General features: G+C 64.1%; 16 protein-coding genes. 14 read left to right on the top strand and 2 right to left on the bottom strand.

Annotated elements, in window-relative coordinates; genetic code table 11:
• Positions 1–8: 8 nt before the first annotated feature.
• Both cas7g and csb2 (TC41_RS13655) read left to right on the top strand, forming a co-directional pair.
• A complete protein-coding gene (gene cas7g, locus TC41_RS13660; RefSeq protein ID WP_014465660.1) occupies positions 9–971 on the top strand; it encodes a type I-G CRISPR-associated RAMP protein Csb1/Cas7g in 963 nt (320 codons plus the stop codon).
• 29 nt (positions 972–1,000) lie between these two features.
• Positions 1,001–2,584: a type I-G CRISPR-associated protein Csb2 gene (gene csb2, locus TC41_RS13655; protein ID WP_014465659.1), complete on the top strand. Its 1,584-nt coding sequence runs from the start codon at positions 1,001–1,003 to the stop codon at positions 2,582–2,584.
• 182 nt (positions 2,585–2,766) lie between these two features.
• Here csb2 (TC41_RS13655) and TC41_RS13650 read toward each other — a convergent pair whose 3' ends face one another.
• Positions 2,767–3,552, bottom strand: a complete 786-nt coding sequence (locus TC41_RS13650) for a sulfite exporter TauE/SafE family protein (protein ID WP_193352809.1) — start codon at positions 3,550–3,552, stop codon at positions 2,767–2,769.
• A gap of 187 nt (positions 3,553–3,739) precedes the next feature.
• Here TC41_RS13650 and TC41_RS13645 point away from each other — a divergent pair, with 187 nt between their 5' ends.
• From TC41_RS13645 to TC41_RS13620, 6 genes are all read left to right on the top strand, one after another.
• A complete protein-coding gene (locus TC41_RS13645) occupies positions 3,740–4,048 on the top strand; it encodes a rhodanese-like domain-containing protein (protein ID WP_041695498.1) in 309 nt (102 codons plus the stop codon).
• A gap of 71 nt (positions 4,049–4,119) precedes the next feature.
• On the top strand, positions 4,120–4,515 hold the full coding sequence (locus tag TC41_RS13640; RefSeq protein ID WP_012811880.1) for a DsrE/DsrF/DrsH-like family protein: 396 nt from the start codon (positions 4,120–4,122) through the stop codon (positions 4,513–4,515).
• 170 nt (positions 4,516–4,685) lie between these two features.
• On the top strand, positions 4,686–5,291 hold the full coding sequence (locus TC41_RS13635) for a sulfurtransferase TusA family protein (protein WP_014465656.1): 606 nt from the start codon (positions 4,686–4,688) through the stop codon (positions 5,289–5,291).
• Positions 5,288–6,427, top strand: a complete 1,140-nt coding sequence (locus tag TC41_RS13630) for an MBL fold metallo-hydrolase (RefSeq protein WP_014465655.1) — start codon at positions 5,288–5,290, stop codon at positions 6,425–6,427. Before TC41_RS13635 ends, TC41_RS13630 begins: the two co-directional genes overlap by 4 nt.
• 100 nt (positions 6,428–6,527) lie before the next feature.
• Complete coding sequence (locus TC41_RS13625; RefSeq protein WP_014465654.1) at positions 6,528–7,328, top strand: sulfite exporter TauE/SafE family protein; 801 nt, start codon at positions 6,528–6,530, stop codon at positions 7,326–7,328.
• Positions 7,329–7,384: 56 nt separating this feature from the next.
• Complete coding sequence (locus TC41_RS13620; protein ID WP_008339346.1) at positions 7,385–7,645, top strand: metal-sensitive transcriptional regulator; 261 nt, start codon at positions 7,385–7,387, stop codon at positions 7,643–7,645.
• Here the strand turns inward: TC41_RS13620 and TC41_RS13615 are convergent.
• Positions 7,629–8,435 (bottom strand): acyl-CoA thioesterase, encoded by an 807-nt coding sequence (locus TC41_RS13615; RefSeq protein ID WP_237699963.1) that lies wholly within the window; start codon positions 8,433–8,435, stop codon positions 7,629–7,631. The two genes, TC41_RS13620 and TC41_RS13615, sit on opposite strands and share 17 nt — an antisense overlap.
• A gap of 343 nt (positions 8,436–8,778) precedes the next feature.
• Between TC41_RS13615 and csb2 (TC41_RS13610) the strand changes: the two genes are divergently transcribed.
• The 6 genes from csb2 (TC41_RS13610) (at position 8,779) to TC41_RS13585 (ending at position 14,323) form a co-directional block, all read left to right on the top strand.
• A complete protein-coding gene (csb2, locus tag TC41_RS13610) occupies positions 8,779–10,338 on the top strand; it encodes a type I-G CRISPR-associated protein Csb2 (protein WP_014465652.1) in 1,560 nt (519 codons plus the stop codon).
• A gap of 113 nt (positions 10,339–10,451) precedes the next feature.
• Entirely contained in the window at positions 10,452–11,843 is a 1,392-nt protein-coding gene (locus tag TC41_RS13605; RefSeq protein WP_014465651.1) for a hypothetical protein, read from the top strand.
• Between the two features lie 126 nt (positions 11,844–11,969).
• Complete coding sequence (locus tag TC41_RS13600; RefSeq protein WP_008339338.1) at positions 11,970–12,167, top strand: hypothetical protein; 198 nt, start codon at positions 11,970–11,972, stop codon at positions 12,165–12,167.
• Between the two features lie 262 nt (positions 12,168–12,429).
• Positions 12,430–12,963, top strand: a complete 534-nt coding sequence (locus TC41_RS13595) for an RNA polymerase sigma factor (RefSeq protein WP_014465649.1) — start codon at positions 12,430–12,432, stop codon at positions 12,961–12,963.
• On the top strand, positions 12,963–13,472 hold the full coding sequence (locus TC41_RS13590) for an anti-sigma factor family protein (protein WP_014465648.1): 510 nt from the start codon (positions 12,963–12,965) through the stop codon (positions 13,470–13,472). The genes TC41_RS13595 and TC41_RS13590 overlap by 1 nt, the downstream gene beginning before the upstream one ends.
• Positions 13,469–14,323 (top strand): hypothetical protein, encoded by an 855-nt coding sequence (locus TC41_RS13585; protein WP_014465647.1) that lies wholly within the window; start codon positions 13,469–13,471, stop codon positions 14,321–14,323. Before TC41_RS13590 ends, TC41_RS13585 begins: the two co-directional genes overlap by 4 nt.
• Positions 14,324–14,437: the final 114 nt, after the last annotated feature.

The raw sequence follows: 14,437 nt of genomic DNA, 5'->3' as shown, positions 1-14,437 counted from the left end.
TTTTGCCCATGGCCATCTCGCTCGATTTGCTGAACACCGCGCCCCGTCTGCTCGTGCGGGCGGAGCTCAAACCTGTCGCCGGAACTCGTTTCCAGCCCACCGGCTTCCCCGATCTCGGCGCGGCCGAGTATGATCACCCGCGCGAGCTGTACCGGATGCTGCTCGTCGAGTCGCCGCAGAGCATGGCGAACCGCATGGAGAAGGTGTGCTGGGACGACGCCGCCAACGACTGGCGCGCGCCGCTCAAGGGGCTGCCGCGGGTGGACGTGTACGACCAGAACGGCGCGTTCCTCACCAACTCCGTGCTCGAGGCACACCGGCTGAATTCGCCCTACATCCTTGAGGGCAAGGACACCACGGTGGCGCAGCTCCTGAAGCGTGAGCTCGGGCTGCGAAGCGACGCCCAGCCGGTCGACGTGCCCAAGCTAGCGCGGACAGTGTTCAAGTACGATCCGAACTCGGTCCTCCACGGACTGTTCCTCGCCAAGAAGGACCTCGCGGGTGGTCGCCTGCGGCTCACGCGCATGCTGTCCGCGTTTATCGAGGCCGAGGACGCGCGGGTCGCGCCGAGCGGCGGCGTGAAAAACGACCGCGTCGATCCGAAGGGAGACGCATCCCAGGGCTTCGGCAACGTGCCGTTCCACCGCGACGAGTACGTGGCGCGGCGGATCTACGCCTACTTCGTCTTCGATCTCGCCCTCCTGCGCTCGTACGGCCTAGGCTCGCTTGCGGAGACGTTCCTTGTCCTGTTCGGACTGTACAAGATCCAGCATTTCCTCGCCGAGGGCCTGCGCCTGCGCACGGCCTGCGACTTTGACGTCGAGCAGGTGGAGGTGCTCCGGCCGAGCGGGTTCGTACTGCCCCAGGCGGAGGAGATCGACCGCGAGCTGCCCGGCCTCATCGAGCGGCTGCGCGCCGAGGGCGCGTTGTCGGCGGACGACCTGCGCGTCCGCTACGAAGTCAAGAAGTGATCGCTATACCACACAAGGGAAGTGGCCACGTGGTTGGAATCGAGTTTCGCTTTGTCGCGGGAAAGTTCCACGCGACGCCATGGGGGCGGCACGTCAACGAGGCGGACGTCGAGTGGCCGCCCTCGCCGTGGCGCATCCTCCGGGCGCTCATCGGGGTGTACTACCGATACAGCGCGTCGGCGCGCTACGGCGAGGCCGCCCTCAGGCAGCTCGTGGAGGCGCTCGCTTCGGAGAAGCCGATGTACTCGCTGCCGGACGCGGTCCACACGCATACCAAGCACTACATGCCCGTCGCGGGAGGCAGGACGACGCTCGTCCACGACGCCTTCCTCCGCGTCGAGCCGGACGCGCCGCTCGGCGTGTACTGGCCGAAGGTTGAGCTCGCGGAGGAGGCCGACGCGCTCCTCCGCCACCTCGCGCCGATCATCCCGTACCTCGGGCGAGCGGAGAGCTGGGTGGAGGCGTCCGTGGCCGAGCGGTTGCCGGATGCGTTCGACGCGGTTCCTGTCGAGGCGGATGAGGCCGAGCAGATGCTCGAGCGCGCAGAGGGCGAGCTGGTGGATCTCCTGGCCCCCGTGGCGCCGAGCGATTGGCCGCGGCTTCGGGCAAGGTGGGCGGTGGGATCGCGCAAGTCGAGCCTCGCGGCCGCCGAGACGCTCTTCGAGGCGCTGCTCCTCGGCACCGACGTGCTCGAGGCGGAACGGCTCAATCTGCCGCTCGGCGCTGAACACGTCACGTACGTGCGCCGGAAGCTCGATCTGAGGCATCCGGCTCCGTCGCCCCGGATCTCGGCGCTCAGACCGGCCTCCAACGTGGCGCGATTCCGGCTGGTGAGCCCGGTGCCGACCCGCATCATTCACGCCCTCGACGTCGGCGAGGCGATGCACGCGGCGCTCGTCGGGATTGCCGCTAAGCGCGGCGATGTGCCGCCGTCCCTCACCGGAAAGGATCCGGAAAACCCGAAGGAGCCGCTGCGGGAAGGCCACCGTCACGTGTTCATCCTGCCCACCGACGAGGACCTCGACGGCTATCTCGATCACGTCCTCGTCTATCAGGGCGATCCGTTCTCGGACGGGCTGGTGGACGTGCTGGAAAGCCTGCGCTACTTGTACACTCCCGACTGGTGGCCGGGTCGGCCGCGCCGCTGGCAGCTGTACCTCGAGGGCTTGTGGCGCACGCCGCCGTACGCGGAGCGCCCGGCGGAGGGCCGGAGCCTGGACGTTCCGGACGGCTACCTCCGCCCTTCGCGGGTGTTCACCTCAGTTACGCCGTACCTGCACCCGTGGCACTGGAAGAAGCGCGGCGCAAAGTTTGGACCGGCGGATCAGATCCGAGAGGAGCTGCGGCGCCGCGGGCTGCCGGAGCCTGTGTCCGTCGAGGAGCTTGGCCACATCCGGCTCGGCGGCCTATCGTACGACGCCCGCAAGTTCCGCAAACTGCGCTACGGCGCGCGCCAGGAGATTCCTGCGCGAAAGGGCGGGCTCTGGCGGATTGAGTTTGCGGATCCCGTCTTCGGTCCGATCGCGCTCGGCGTCAACTGTCACTTCGGCATGGGGCTGTTCTACGCGGGAGAAGTGGCGCACATGCCGCTTCAAACCGTCCTCGAGAGGTGACCTGATGGCGAAGCTGGCGTCGAGCGCGGGGGTGGTTTCCCCGGCCGAAATCGACGCGCTCACGCGCGGCAGGCAGGCGTGGCGTCCCGCTTGGGGGCACCCTGCTATTCACAGAAGTAAGCACCCTCACGTTTCGCTGTGGCCACCGGGTCCTGCGCCGCCGAGCGCAGGGCTCGGTGCGCTCATTCGGCCAACACGGTCCACCAGATCCGCACACACGTCGCGGCGATGAGCGCTGCAAGCAGCCAGCGCAACCAGCGCGCGTCCATGCGCTTGCCCAACTTTGCCCCGAGCGGCGCCCCGACGGCACTCGCCCAAGCCAAAACGAGCGCCGGCCCCCACATCACCTCGTGTGCAGCCCACTTGCCCACAAAACCGCCGAGCGAAGCGACAAACGTGATGGCGATGGACGACGCAATGGCCACGCGCGTCGGGATCCGCAGGACGCCAAGCAGAATGGGCATCAGAAGAAAGGCGCCTGCGGAGCCCACCACGCCAGAAAACAGGCCTACCAATGCGCCGAGCCCTACCGCGAGTGGGCGCGGATAGTCGACCTCGTCCACGTCGCCGCGCAGTTCGTCGGAGCCGGACGGGCGCAGCATGATGAGCGTTGCTGCGGTCGCGAGCAGGGCATAGATAAGATTTACGACGCTCTCCGGATAAAAGTGCGCCATGTAAGCTCCCACGAAACTTCCAGCCAACATGGCGAGTCCCATGTCTCCAATCAGGCGGCGGTGCAGATAGCCCGACTTCCGGTACGCCCAAACGGCGGCGAGCGATGCGCACATCACCTGGACCGAGCTTATACCGGCTACCTGATGCGCGCTGAATATGCCCACGCCGAGCAGTGGGGGCAGATACAAAAGCAGTGGATACTTGACGATGGCGCCTCCGACGCCTACCATCCCGGCCAATACCGAGCCTGCGAATCCAATCGCGAGAAGCGTGGCGAACATCTCCCAATTCACGCGCGTCACCTCTCTTCTTGTCCGTCGGATGATACAAGCTATGCGCGCGATCGCTGAAATATACCTAAGGGGGTATATTGACAGGTGCGCAGGCTGTATTTATACTATACCCCGTACCGTAAGTGAGGAGGTCGTCGCTGGATGCGGCGGCGAAGGAAGCGTACGATAGGACGAGGAGGTGACGAACATGAGTCAAGTGCGCGGAATCCTTGCTCAGGATCTGGAGGAGCGATTGAAGCGCGGGGAAAAGTTACAGATTATTGACGTCCGCGAACCCGCAGAAGTGGCTTCGGGGATGATTCCTGGCGCGAAGAATATTCCGCTCAGCCAGTTGCAGGAGCGGTTTCGGGAGATTGATCCGCACCGTGAGACTGTCATGGTTTGCCGGAGTGGGGCGCGCAGCGAGCGCGCATGCCAGTTTTTGATGGCTCAGGGATATTCGAATCTGTGGAACCTGATGGGCGGCATGCTCGGCTGGCGCGGGCCGGTTGAGTGAGGGCCATCCGCCGCATGTTGAGCTTGATGATGTTGAGCTGAATACGTGGAAGCCATTTGGGGAGGAACATCATGTCGAAGAAAGTCGCCATCATCGCATCGAACGGCGGCCTCGAAACGGCCTACAAAGTGCTGAACATCGCCATGGCGGGTGTCGCCACGGACGCCGAGGTTGCCATCTTCTTCACCTTCGAAGGTCTGAACATCATCCACAAAAATTCAGCGCAACTGCTGAAATTTAAGCCGGAAAACGAGCCGTTTGCAGAGAACTTCAAGAAGCACAACGTGCCATCCATCCAGGAGATGCTTCAGATGGCCAAGGAGAGCGGCGTCCGGCTCATCGCCTGCCAAATGACCGTCGACGTGATGGGCCTCAAGCCCGAGGATTTCATCGACGGCGTCGAGTTCGCGGGGGCCGTCAACTTCCTCGACTTCGCGTACGACGCGGACGTCACCGTGACCTTCTGAACGTGCTTTGTCCCATGTGCACCGCCGCGGCCCGCGCAGCACGCGCGGGCGGCTCGCGCGGCTTGGATTCAGTTCTGTCTTTTTTGAAGGTTCGCACACGACGCCACGCCAGTTTCGGCGGGCGATGGCATAGAGAATCCACACAACACTGCTAGGAGGATGAACAACGCATGAGTTCTACAGGGCAGACGCAGGCGTACACCGTCGACAAGCTGATTGACTGCAAAGGGCTTTCGTGCCCCATGCCGATGGTCCGCACCAAGAAGGCCATTGACGAGATGGAGGCCGGTCAGGTGCTTGAGGTGCTGGCGACCGATCCCGGCTCCGTCGCGGACATCCGCAGCTGGGCGACGCGCACGGGCCATCAGTACCTTGGCACGGTGGAGAAGGATGGCGTGTTTCGCCACTACATCCGCAAGGCCGCGCCGGACGAGGCGAAGCCCGAGAAGAAGTACCCACACGTGGCGTCGAATGAGGAGCTCGCGGAGCGCGTGTCGAAGGGCGACGCGGTCGTGATTGACGTGCGCGAGCCGATGGAGTACGCCTTTGGCCACATCCCGGGGGCTGTGCTGATTCCGCTCGGAACGCTCGAAGCCCGCATCGACGAACTGAAGGCGTACGAGGGCAAGGACATCTACGTGGTATGCCGCACCGGCAATCGCAGCGACATGGCCTGCCAGATTCTCGCCGATCACGGCTTCACGCGCGTGAAAAACGTCGTGCCTGGCATGTCGGCGTGGAACGGGCCTGTGGAGCAGTCGGAGGTGGAGGAATGATGGAACTGACGTTGACGGCTTGGACACCGGCAGAAGTGTATCATCGCATCCTTCGCCGCGAGCCGTTCTTCCTCCTCGACGTGCGCAACGAGGACGCATTCGCGGACTGGCGCATCGAGGGGGACGGGATCGAGGCGATGAACGTGCCGTATTTCGATCTGCTAGATGGTGTCGATGCGCTGTTGCCAAAACTTCCGCGAGACAAGGACATCCTCGTGGTGTGCGCAAAAGAGGGGTCGTCCAAGTTTGTCGCGGAGGAGCTCGTGAAGGCGGGGCTTCAGCGCGTCGCCTATCTGCAGGGCGGCATGCGGGCCTGGAGCGAGTACCTGCACCCGGTGAAGGTGGGGGACGTGGCTGGAGGCGCGCTGTATCAGTTCCTGCGCGTCGGCAAGGGGTGTCTGTCGTACGCCGTCGTCTCAAACGGCGAGATGGCCGTGGTCGATCCAGCGCGGTTCGTCGACGTATACCTGCAGTTTGCGAAGGAGCAGGGTGCGAAGCTTGTCGCCGTGATCGACACGCATTTGCACGCGGATCACATCTCGGGCGGGCGCGCGCTGGCGGAGGCAGCTTCGGCCGCGTACTATCTGCCGCCGGGCGATGCCAGCGAGGTGACGTACGCGTACCATCCGCTGAACGACGGCGATGAAATCCGCATTGGCGACAGCCGCATTGCCATCCGGGCGCTTCACTCTCCGGGTCACACGCCGGGCAGCACGTCGCTCGTGGTGGATGGCCAGTACCTGCTCTCCGGAGACATTCTGTTTGTGGGCTCCATTGGCCGCCCGGATCTCGCGGGGCGCGCAAAGGAGTTCGCGCCGGATCTGCGGCGGACGCTGTACGAGACGTATCGCCAGCTTCCCGGCCATCTCGTGGTGCTTCCGGCGCACTACGCGTGGGCGTCCGAGGTGAACGAGCAAGGCTGCGTGTGCGCCACGTTGTCGGAGCTCTACGAGAAGAACCCGGGGCTTCAGATTCAGGACGAGGGCGAATTCTTCACGACGGTGACGGAGAACCTGCCGCCGCAGCCGAATGCGTATCAGCAGATCCGGATGGCGAACATGGGCAAGCTGACGCCGAACCCGGACGAGGCGAGCGAGATGGAGATTGGCCCGAACCGCTGCGCGGTGCACGGCTGAGCGTGACAAGCGTCTCAGGGGTCTTTTGTGTCCGGATCAATACCCAGAGCTGTATGGGTATTGATCCGGGCGGAGAACTTCGATTTGAGGGGGAAGCTCGATGGTCGCGCTGAGTGGCTTACAAATTGTGCTTGCCATCGCATGTGGCGGGATCGTCGGGTTCACGCTGGGCCTCATCGGCGGCGGCGGTTCCATTCTCGCAGTGCCTTTACTCCTGTATGTGGTGGGGATACACAACGCCCACATCGTCATCGGGACGACCGCGCTCGCGGTGGCAGTGAACGCGTGGATCAACCTGATCCCGCACTGGCGGCACGGCCACGTGCGATGGAAGCCCGCGATTTTCTTTGCCATCCCAGGCGCCATCGGGGCGGTCGTGGGCTCCATCTTCGGCAAGATGCTCGACGGGAAGGCACTTCTGTTCTTGTTCGCCCTTCTCATCCTCGCCATCGCGATTCGCACGCTGATTCAGGCACGGCGCGGAAACGGGAAGACTGCGGCCGCGGATCCGACCGGACGGTTCCGATGGGGGCGGGTGCTCGCCACGGGCGGCGGTACAGGACTGTTGTCCGGGTTCTTTGGCATCGGTGGCGGATTTTTGATTGTCCCAGGACTCATGTTTGCCACGGGGATGGAGATGATCGACGCCATCGGGAGTTCGCTCGTGTCGGTGGGGCTCTTCGGCGTCACCACGGCCGTGTCGTACGCGGTCTCGGGACTGGTGGCGTGGAACGTGTTTCTGCTGTACGTGCTCGGCGGGATCGCCGGAGGGTTTTTCGGTACGCTCGTCTCGTCGAAATTGGGCAACCGAAAGTCGCTGCTTCAGACCATCTTCGGCTCGATCCTCGTGCTTGTTGCACTTTACATGTTGTACGATAACATCAGTATCTTGATCCACTGAGGGCGGCTTACGCGAGGCCGCCCATCCGACATTGTGGCGACAAAGGTGGGATTCCTATGGAATACAACGATCAGATGAAAAACCGCCTGAAGCGCATCGAAGGCCAGGTGCGCGGCGTCATTGGCATGATGGAACAGGGCAAGAGCTGCAAAGAGGTCGTGAACCAGCTCACGGCCATCCGCACGGCGGTCGATCGCGTCATCATGTATGTCGTCGGCGAGAACATGGAGCAGTGCATCCGCGAAGAGCTGGCCGGCAAGGGTTCTGCGGAGCACGTCATCCAGGAGGCCATCGAGCTGCTCATGAAGAGCCGCTGACGGGGGCCTTCATGTACACGAGCTGCGTGGTCGTCGCCAGGAGATCGCCATCTTGTGACCACACTTCGCCGATTTGGTCGAAGTAGCCGTGCGAAAAGCCGGTGGCGCGAGCGACGCCGAGCAGCTCGTTGGTGCCTTGGCGGAAGATGGTCTCCGGATCGGCGAGAAAGTACACGGTGAACGTCACGGTGCCGATGGGGACAGGCCGCTTCAGCTTCACGTAGACACGCGGCACAAAGGTGTCGCAGAGCGCGGCCAGCGCGGCGTGATCGAGCGAGCGAGGTGGGTCGTCGCGCATCCACTGGTAGGTGGTGGCGTCCCGAACGTCGTCGAACGCCGAGCCTCGGATGAGGCGAACGTGGTACCATTGCATCCACGGGAGTGGCGCGGGCGCGACGAATCTCGGCACGTCGCCAGGCGGGGGCACATCGGGCATGACGGCTTCGGTATGGAAGAAGGATTCGCGTCGAATGCCGAACACGGCCGTGGCGCTTGTGACCACTTCGCCATCCTGGGTAATGGTCAGCGTGAAGTGCTGCGTTGACCGGTTCGTGCGGACCGGCACCGCTTCGATGACAAACGGAGCCACCTTGGCGGGCGCAGCAAAGTTCACGGTCAATGCGAGCGGATGCCCGAGGCGCTCGGGATGGGACATGGCGGCTTTGAGCATGGTGGCCGCGGTGACGCCGCCGAACGGCCCCACCATGTTGTAATACTCGCCTCTGACTTCTCCGTGAAACCGCTGGCCGTCATAGGAAAGCGCGGTGGCTTGGTCGAATGGATGTGTCACAGGTTGCGACATGAGGTCCTCCCTGGCGCTGGGAATGGTTGATTCGCATATGAAATAGAATAACAAATGAAAAACGGACAGGAAAGCGTATTCGCTCCTAGGGATCCGTCGTTCGATGGGCCAAAATTGAACGGCGGTGGCGCGTTGGAGACCTTGACGACCAATCCCAGGAAGACTACGATGGGTGCGTCAGGCTGTCCTTCGGAGCGTCGAGCGCAGACTCTGGTGTTTCATCCCAGGATGGCCCCGCTTTTGGCATCACGAATGCCCCATCAAGGTTTCTGAGAATTGGGAAAGAAATGGGAGCTCTGCGTCGCCTACGCTCCATCTCCGCGCCATCCCCATGCGCGAATCATGCAGAGAGGGAAGTGGCACCGTGATCGGCATCGCGTTCCGTTTCGCCGCAGGCGCGCACTCCGTGCCTCTCGAGAAGCCCATGGAATCGGAAATCGAATGGCCTCCTTCACCGTGGCGGATTTTGCGGGCGCTTGTCGCGACCGCCACCCGCATGCGGCTCCACTTGACAGGCTTTCGTGGATCGCTTCATGCGCTCGTGGAAGCGCTATCGCTGGAGCCGCCGGTCTACACGCTTCCGCTGGGCGTCGAGCTCTCGCATCCGGATCCGGCAGGGCGCGCTCTTTGCGCCATCCTACGTGTTCCTCGCCCGTCAGCACTCTGCGTATTTTGGCCTCATCTATCACTTCAGTCGGACGAATTAGAGATCTTGGAAAAAATCTTGGATGAGCTTCCGGCTGCATGGTCTGCGGCGGACTGGCTCCATTGCCACGTGTTGCACAAGGTGCCGGATCGAGTGGATGCGCGCCCAGCCTCTTTCGCCGAATCCGGTGAGCCGCAGGCTGAGCGCCGAGTTCGCGTGCAGTGGCTATGTCCGCTGCCTTCGCACACGTGGGTGAGCGCTCCGGCATCATCCGCCGGTCGAAGACCTGCCCACCTGTTGGATGCCCTCACACAAGGCGATGGCGTCGTTCCTTCGCCCGCGGCGCGTCCAGTGACCTATGTCCTGGAGGGACTTGCGGGGCGCGGTGCGAGAAGGGCAAGGCGTTCGTATCGTCTGTTGGCGAATCGAGCAGAGGTGAATGCCGCCCGATATGCCATCGCTGATGCGGCCCGTCCTCGGGTCACCGATGCGTTGGACATCTCGGAGGTCTTTCATCAGTCCATCCTGAGCCGTTACGACGATCGCGACGAGCCGGCCCCGCTCATCATCACGGGGCACGAGCCGAATGAGCCGGGGGCCGTCAGCCGGCGAGGCCATCAGCACGTGTTTGTGCTGCCCGAGGATCTCGATCACGACGGCCTCTTGGATCACGTGCTCATCTACGCGCAGGAGCCGTTTCCCGAAGGCGTCATTGCGGCGCTAGAGCGCATCCGAACGCTCGTGACGCCGGACTGGTGGCCGGGCCCGAAGCGCAGGTGGCGCGTTTGGCTCGAAGATCTGTGGCGCGTCCCGAGGGTGGGAGAGAGGGCCACGCCTGTGCTCGAGGATGGCCTGGTGGGGCCTGCGCGCATCTTTGTTTCCGTCACGCCGTATCTTCACCCGTGGCATGCAAAGCACGGCGGGGCCAAATTCGGGCCCGTCGAGCAGATTCGCAAGGAACTAAAGCTTCGGGGCCTGCCGGAACCCGTGGCCATCACGCCTCGTGCGGCGGCCCATATCGCGGGACAATCGGTGCCCGCGCACAAATTCCGTCGGCTGCGCTACGGGAAGCGGCAGAACATCCCCGGACGGTGGGGCTCGTTCTGGCGCCTGGAGTTTGCGGAACCTGTGTATGGCCCTATCGCGCTCGGCGCGAACTGCCACTTCGGAATGGGACTGTTCGCGGCCGATGCGGACGAGGCAAACGGCGCTTGCAGTCCGACCGAGGACGCGGAGATGACCTAACGAGAGGCTTCGCAGCGCCGTGGGCGAGTTTTCCTTTTTCTCCTGCAACCTGCGCCTCGTGTGTCACATAGCCACCCCCCTCTTCGGGAACACGAGGGGGAGGAGGTGGTTGCATGGAGGGCAGGTGGGCTCGCCTGCTTGCAATCACGGGCATAGCCATCGGCGCGGCGGCCGCGATGTTGCCTGGCGCGGTGCGCGCGGGAGCAGGTCCGCGCGCCGTTCGCGGGGCGCATCCGGCAGCGGTCGAGTGGCAGTCGGCTTCCGCCGCGCCGACGGTGTACGGTTTGCGCCGGTTCCCGTATCCGTATCGGGCCATGCTGGCTCTGTCCTCGGATGCGGACAGTCAGACGCTGCGCAAATTCAACCTGGTGCATCGCTTTATCAATACGACACAAATGACCCCACTCGGCCGGGGACTCGGACTCGACTACGCCGACTCGTTCTTCGTGTATAACGCGAACGACCAGCGCCACATCGTGGACGAAGTGGGGCGCGTTCCGCTTCAGCGCGAGTTCTCCTACTTCCGCGGCACGAGCCAGGTGCCCTACGGCGCCAAGGCCATCCACGCGTATATCCGCGACGGCTGGATCGACACCCTGCACACCTACGGCGACTTCAGCCAGATGAATCAAGAGACGACGCGTTTTCGGCGCCATCTCGCCGCGCAAGCTGTCGCCGCGCTGAAAGCCAACGGTGACTTCGTCGAGGTGTGGACGGATCACGGCAATCGGTCCAATGTCGACAACTTTGGCGCGCGAGGTCGCGGGCGCTTCTATGCGTATCAGCAAGGCGATCTGCCGGGATCGCCGTATTACCACACGGATCTGACCCTTCCCTACGGCATTCGATTCGTGTGGCCGGACATCTCGAGCAACGTGTTCTCGCGCCCGTCCGTCGTGTTTCCTCTACGCCTCGCGGATGGGCGGCGCGTATGGGGATTTTGGCGCTACACGAACGAGCGCTACACGCCACAGGGCGCGGTCGTGTGGAACTGGACCCCCTACGGGCTCCGCGAGCAACTCTCCCAGGCGCACCTCGCACGCCTCGAGTCGGACGGCGGGTTCGCCGTCGTGGCGCAGCACCTTTGTGGCACGCCGTACCCAGGCGTGCTGCCAAGCGACGCCGTGGCGGCGCTCGAGCGCCTCGCGGAGCACGAGCGAAGCGGCAGACTGCTCGTGACGCGCACCAGCCGCCTGCTCCACTACAACGTCACCCGGGATCACCTGCGCTACGACGTGACCCACGCCTTTGGCCGCACGTATATCCACATCCGCGCCGTGGACGATCCCGTCTTGGGCCGGCACGCTCCCACGCTCGACGAGGTGCGCGGGATCACGTTTTACACCCAGAACCCGCGCCGCACCGTGCTGGAACTCGGTGACCGCCCCATCGATCCCGCCATGGTCGTCCACAATCCCTCCGATGGGATACACCCGTCCATCGGCATCCGCTGGTATTCGCGGGACACGGCCGATCACGCCGTGGACGTCGCGGGCGTGTCCTAGGCGTCCGTCAGACAGAAGTTTTCGCCGGCGGGCTTCATCCGGGACACGCGCCGCGCCAGGAAGGTCGGCGGCCCAGTATCCTGTAGTATCCCGCGAATACTCAGGGTACAAGGGAGGATGCAGGTCATGATGAAGCCATGCCCGCCGATTGTATGCCCGCCCATCTACGAGTACAACGACTGCTACGTTTGCCGGGAGGTGCCCATTATCCAGCCCGTGGTGCGGGTGAATCGCCAGTTCATCGTCAACGTTCCGCGTTACGTGATGCAGCCCGAGACGAAGAACGTCACGGTCGACCCCGGTTGCCCAGGAGGCAACTGCTGAGTTCCAGGTTCAACGATGGCGCACACCCTCAGTGAATCGGCTGTTCCGCCGCGCGCGGAGCGGCCGATTTTGCTTTCCAGCTTCTTGTACCCCGTGCGTACGGGTACAATGGAGGCAAGGGGGCTGCCGCAATCTCAACGCCCACCTTCGGATTGAACCGCGGCGCGGTGGGAGACGTCTATCGTGCGGATCCCTGCGGCTGAGTCCATGGCGCGCCTGGCTTAGGGGCGGACCGACGCTCGCCGACGGAGGTGATGCCCGTTTGGAACAAGCGGACCTCGAACTGATACGCCGAGCGCGGCACGGCGATCCGCAGGCGATTGAAACCCTTGTGCGCAATTATCAGTCCTTTGTATATCGAACCGCCTATGGCATCCTGCAGAACGCCGCGGACGCCGAAGATGCGACGCAGGAAGCGTTCATCCGCGCGTTTCGCTCGCTCGGACGGCTTCGCGAGGACCGCACGTTTCCGACGTGGCTCGCGCGCATCGCGGTCCGCATCTCGCTCGACATGGTGCAGGCCAAGGCGCGCCGCGCGCAGGATCCCACCGAGGAGATTCACGGTTCCGTCGCCGGAGGTGAGGACGCCGCTTCGCTCCGGATTGACCTGGAACGCGCGTTGGCCAAGCTCAGTCCCGAGCACCGGACAGTGATTGTCCTGCGGGCGGTGCACGGCCTTGAGTACGACGAGATTGCCCAGGTGCTTGACATTCCCATTGGCACCGTGCGATCCCGCCTGCATCACGCGCGCATGCAACTGCGCACATACCTGAGCGGCGAGAGGGGTGATAGCTGATGCAATCGTGTGAGTTCGTGGAGCCCATGTTGTCCGCGTACCTGGACGGCAAGCTCGCGAAGGACGACAAGGCCCGCGTCGAGGCACATCTCGCGGCATGCGCGCGCTGCCGAGGGCTTGTCCACGCCATGCGGGACGATGAACGCGCGTTGGTGTTGTGGGCGCGAACGCTCACGGCGCCGGTTGACATGCCCATGCGCGTCCTGAACGCCCTTGGACTGTCGCGCCAAGAGGTGCAGTCGCGCCGACTCGCCTACGTGTACTTCGCGAGCTTGGCGTTGGGGGTGGCGTTCGTCCTCGCCGCTGTCAATCTGCCCGCCGCATCTGCCGCGGCGATTCTGTTTCATTTTGCCCTGGCCATGGTTCGCGCGCTGTTTGCGCTGCCCTGGTCCGTGCACGCGGAGTGGCTCGTAGTGCTGGGCGCCCTGAGCCTCATCATCCTCGTGCTATCGCTCACCTGTCTGCGGCGGGCGCTCCATTGGACGAGAAGCGAGGTCGTCTGGCGATGAGGTGGGCGAAGCGAAGTCTGGCCGCGGCCATCGGCGGCCTCGTGCTGTTCGCCACCGCGCCCACCGTTACCGAGGCGTCCGTCGTCTCGAATCAGGGGCTCATCCGAACGAGCGCGACCGACGTGTTGCCGGGCCAGTCGGTCGGGGACATCGTCGTCGTCGGCCACGACCTGACCATCGGCGGGACGGCCGATCACGTCCTGGTCGTGAACGGCAACGTGGATCTTCTCCCCACCGCCCGCGTGGACACCGTCATCGATCTCGGCGGTGAGGTGCGCACGCTGCCCGGCGCGACGGTGCACAAGCTGCTCCACGCGACCCTCGGCAACCCGTTCTGGAGCGGCGCCATTGTCGCGGGCCTCGGCGCGCTGGTGGCGTGGATGGGCCTCCTCGCGGTCGGGATTGTCCTCACCGCCCTGCTCACCGTCATCGCGGCGGCCTTGCGCGAGAGCATCGAGGTGCCCCTCGCCGAACTCGAGAAGTCCGCGCGCCGAGCCGGCCTGAGCGGCGTGTTTGTCACCCTGGCTGTACTGGCGCTCGCCGGACTTCTCGCGGCGACGCTCGTCGGCATCCCGGTGGCGGCGCTCTGCCTGGCACTCTACGCGATAGGCGCCGTCGTCGGCCTCGCCGTCGTATCGGTCTGGATTGGCCGGATGATTGTCGGGCGGGATCGCGCGCGAGAAGTGTGGAAGGCGGCGCTTGCCGGCGTGAGTTTCATCGTCGCGTTTTCTAGCATTCCCATCATCGGCCAGATTTTGTTTCTGGTCCTGTGGCTCGCCGGCGTCGGCGTGACCGCCGAATGGCTGTGGCGCTGGCGTCATCGCCGCAGATCCAATCGGGCCTCGACGTAAGGATTTACCGCGCGAAAAAGCCCTTCCGGACGCTGCCGGAAGGGCTTTTCAAGTCGTCGTGTGAACGGGCGTGGGCCTCGAAGGTCTCCAGCGGGCTGGGGTCTCTTGGTCAGC

The sequence above is a fragment of the Alicyclobacillus acidocaldarius subsp. acidocaldarius Tc-4-1 genome (assembly GCF_000219875.1).
In the GTDB taxonomy this organism is placed as follows: Bacteria; Bacillota; Bacilli; order Alicyclobacillales; family Alicyclobacillaceae; genus Alicyclobacillus; species Alicyclobacillus acidocaldarius_A.
Note: the sequence above shows the minus strand (reverse complement) of the source record. Positions and strands in the feature narration are given on the sequence as shown.

Excerpts from the sequence above, each read along its gene's own strand:
- TC41_RS13630 (WP_014465655.1), top strand. The coding sequence starts at position 5,288 with ATGATGGAACTGACGTTGACGGCTTGGACACCGGCAGAAGTGTATCAT.
- TC41_RS13640 (WP_012811880.1), top strand. The coding sequence starts at position 4,120 with ATGTCGAAGAAAGTCGCCATCATCGCATCGAACGGCGGCCTCGAAACG.
- TC41_RS13590 (WP_014465648.1), top strand. The coding sequence starts at position 12,963 with ATGCAATCGTGTGAGTTCGTGGAGCCCATGTTGTCCGCGTACCTGGAC.
- csb2 (WP_014465652.1), top strand. The coding sequence starts at position 8,779 with ATGCGCGAATCATGCAGAGAGGGAAGTGGCACCGTGATCGGCATCGCG.
- TC41_RS13635 (WP_014465656.1), top strand. The coding sequence starts at position 4,686 with ATGAGTTCTACAGGGCAGACGCAGGCGTACACCGTCGACAAGCTGATT.
- TC41_RS13625 (WP_014465654.1), top strand. The coding sequence starts at position 6,528 with ATGGTCGCGCTGAGTGGCTTACAAATTGTGCTTGCCATCGCATGTGGC.
- TC41_RS13645 (WP_041695498.1), top strand. The coding sequence starts at position 3,740 with ATGAGTCAAGTGCGCGGAATCCTTGCTCAGGATCTGGAGGAGCGATTG.
- TC41_RS13585 (WP_014465647.1), top strand. The coding sequence starts at position 13,469 with ATGAGGTGGGCGAAGCGAAGTCTGGCCGCGGCCATCGGCGGCCTCGTG.
- cas7g (WP_014465660.1), top strand. The coding sequence starts at position 9 with ATGGCCATCTCGCTCGATTTGCTGAACACCGCGCCCCGTCTGCTCGTG.
- TC41_RS13600 (WP_008339338.1), top strand. The coding sequence starts at position 11,970 with ATGATGAAGCCATGCCCGCCGATTGTATGCCCGCCCATCTACGAGTAC.
- TC41_RS13620 (WP_008339346.1), top strand. The coding sequence starts at position 7,385 with ATGGAATACAACGATCAGATGAAAAACCGCCTGAAGCGCATCGAAGGC.
- TC41_RS13605 (WP_014465651.1), top strand. The coding sequence starts at position 10,452 with ATGGAGGGCAGGTGGGCTCGCCTGCTTGCAATCACGGGCATAGCCATC.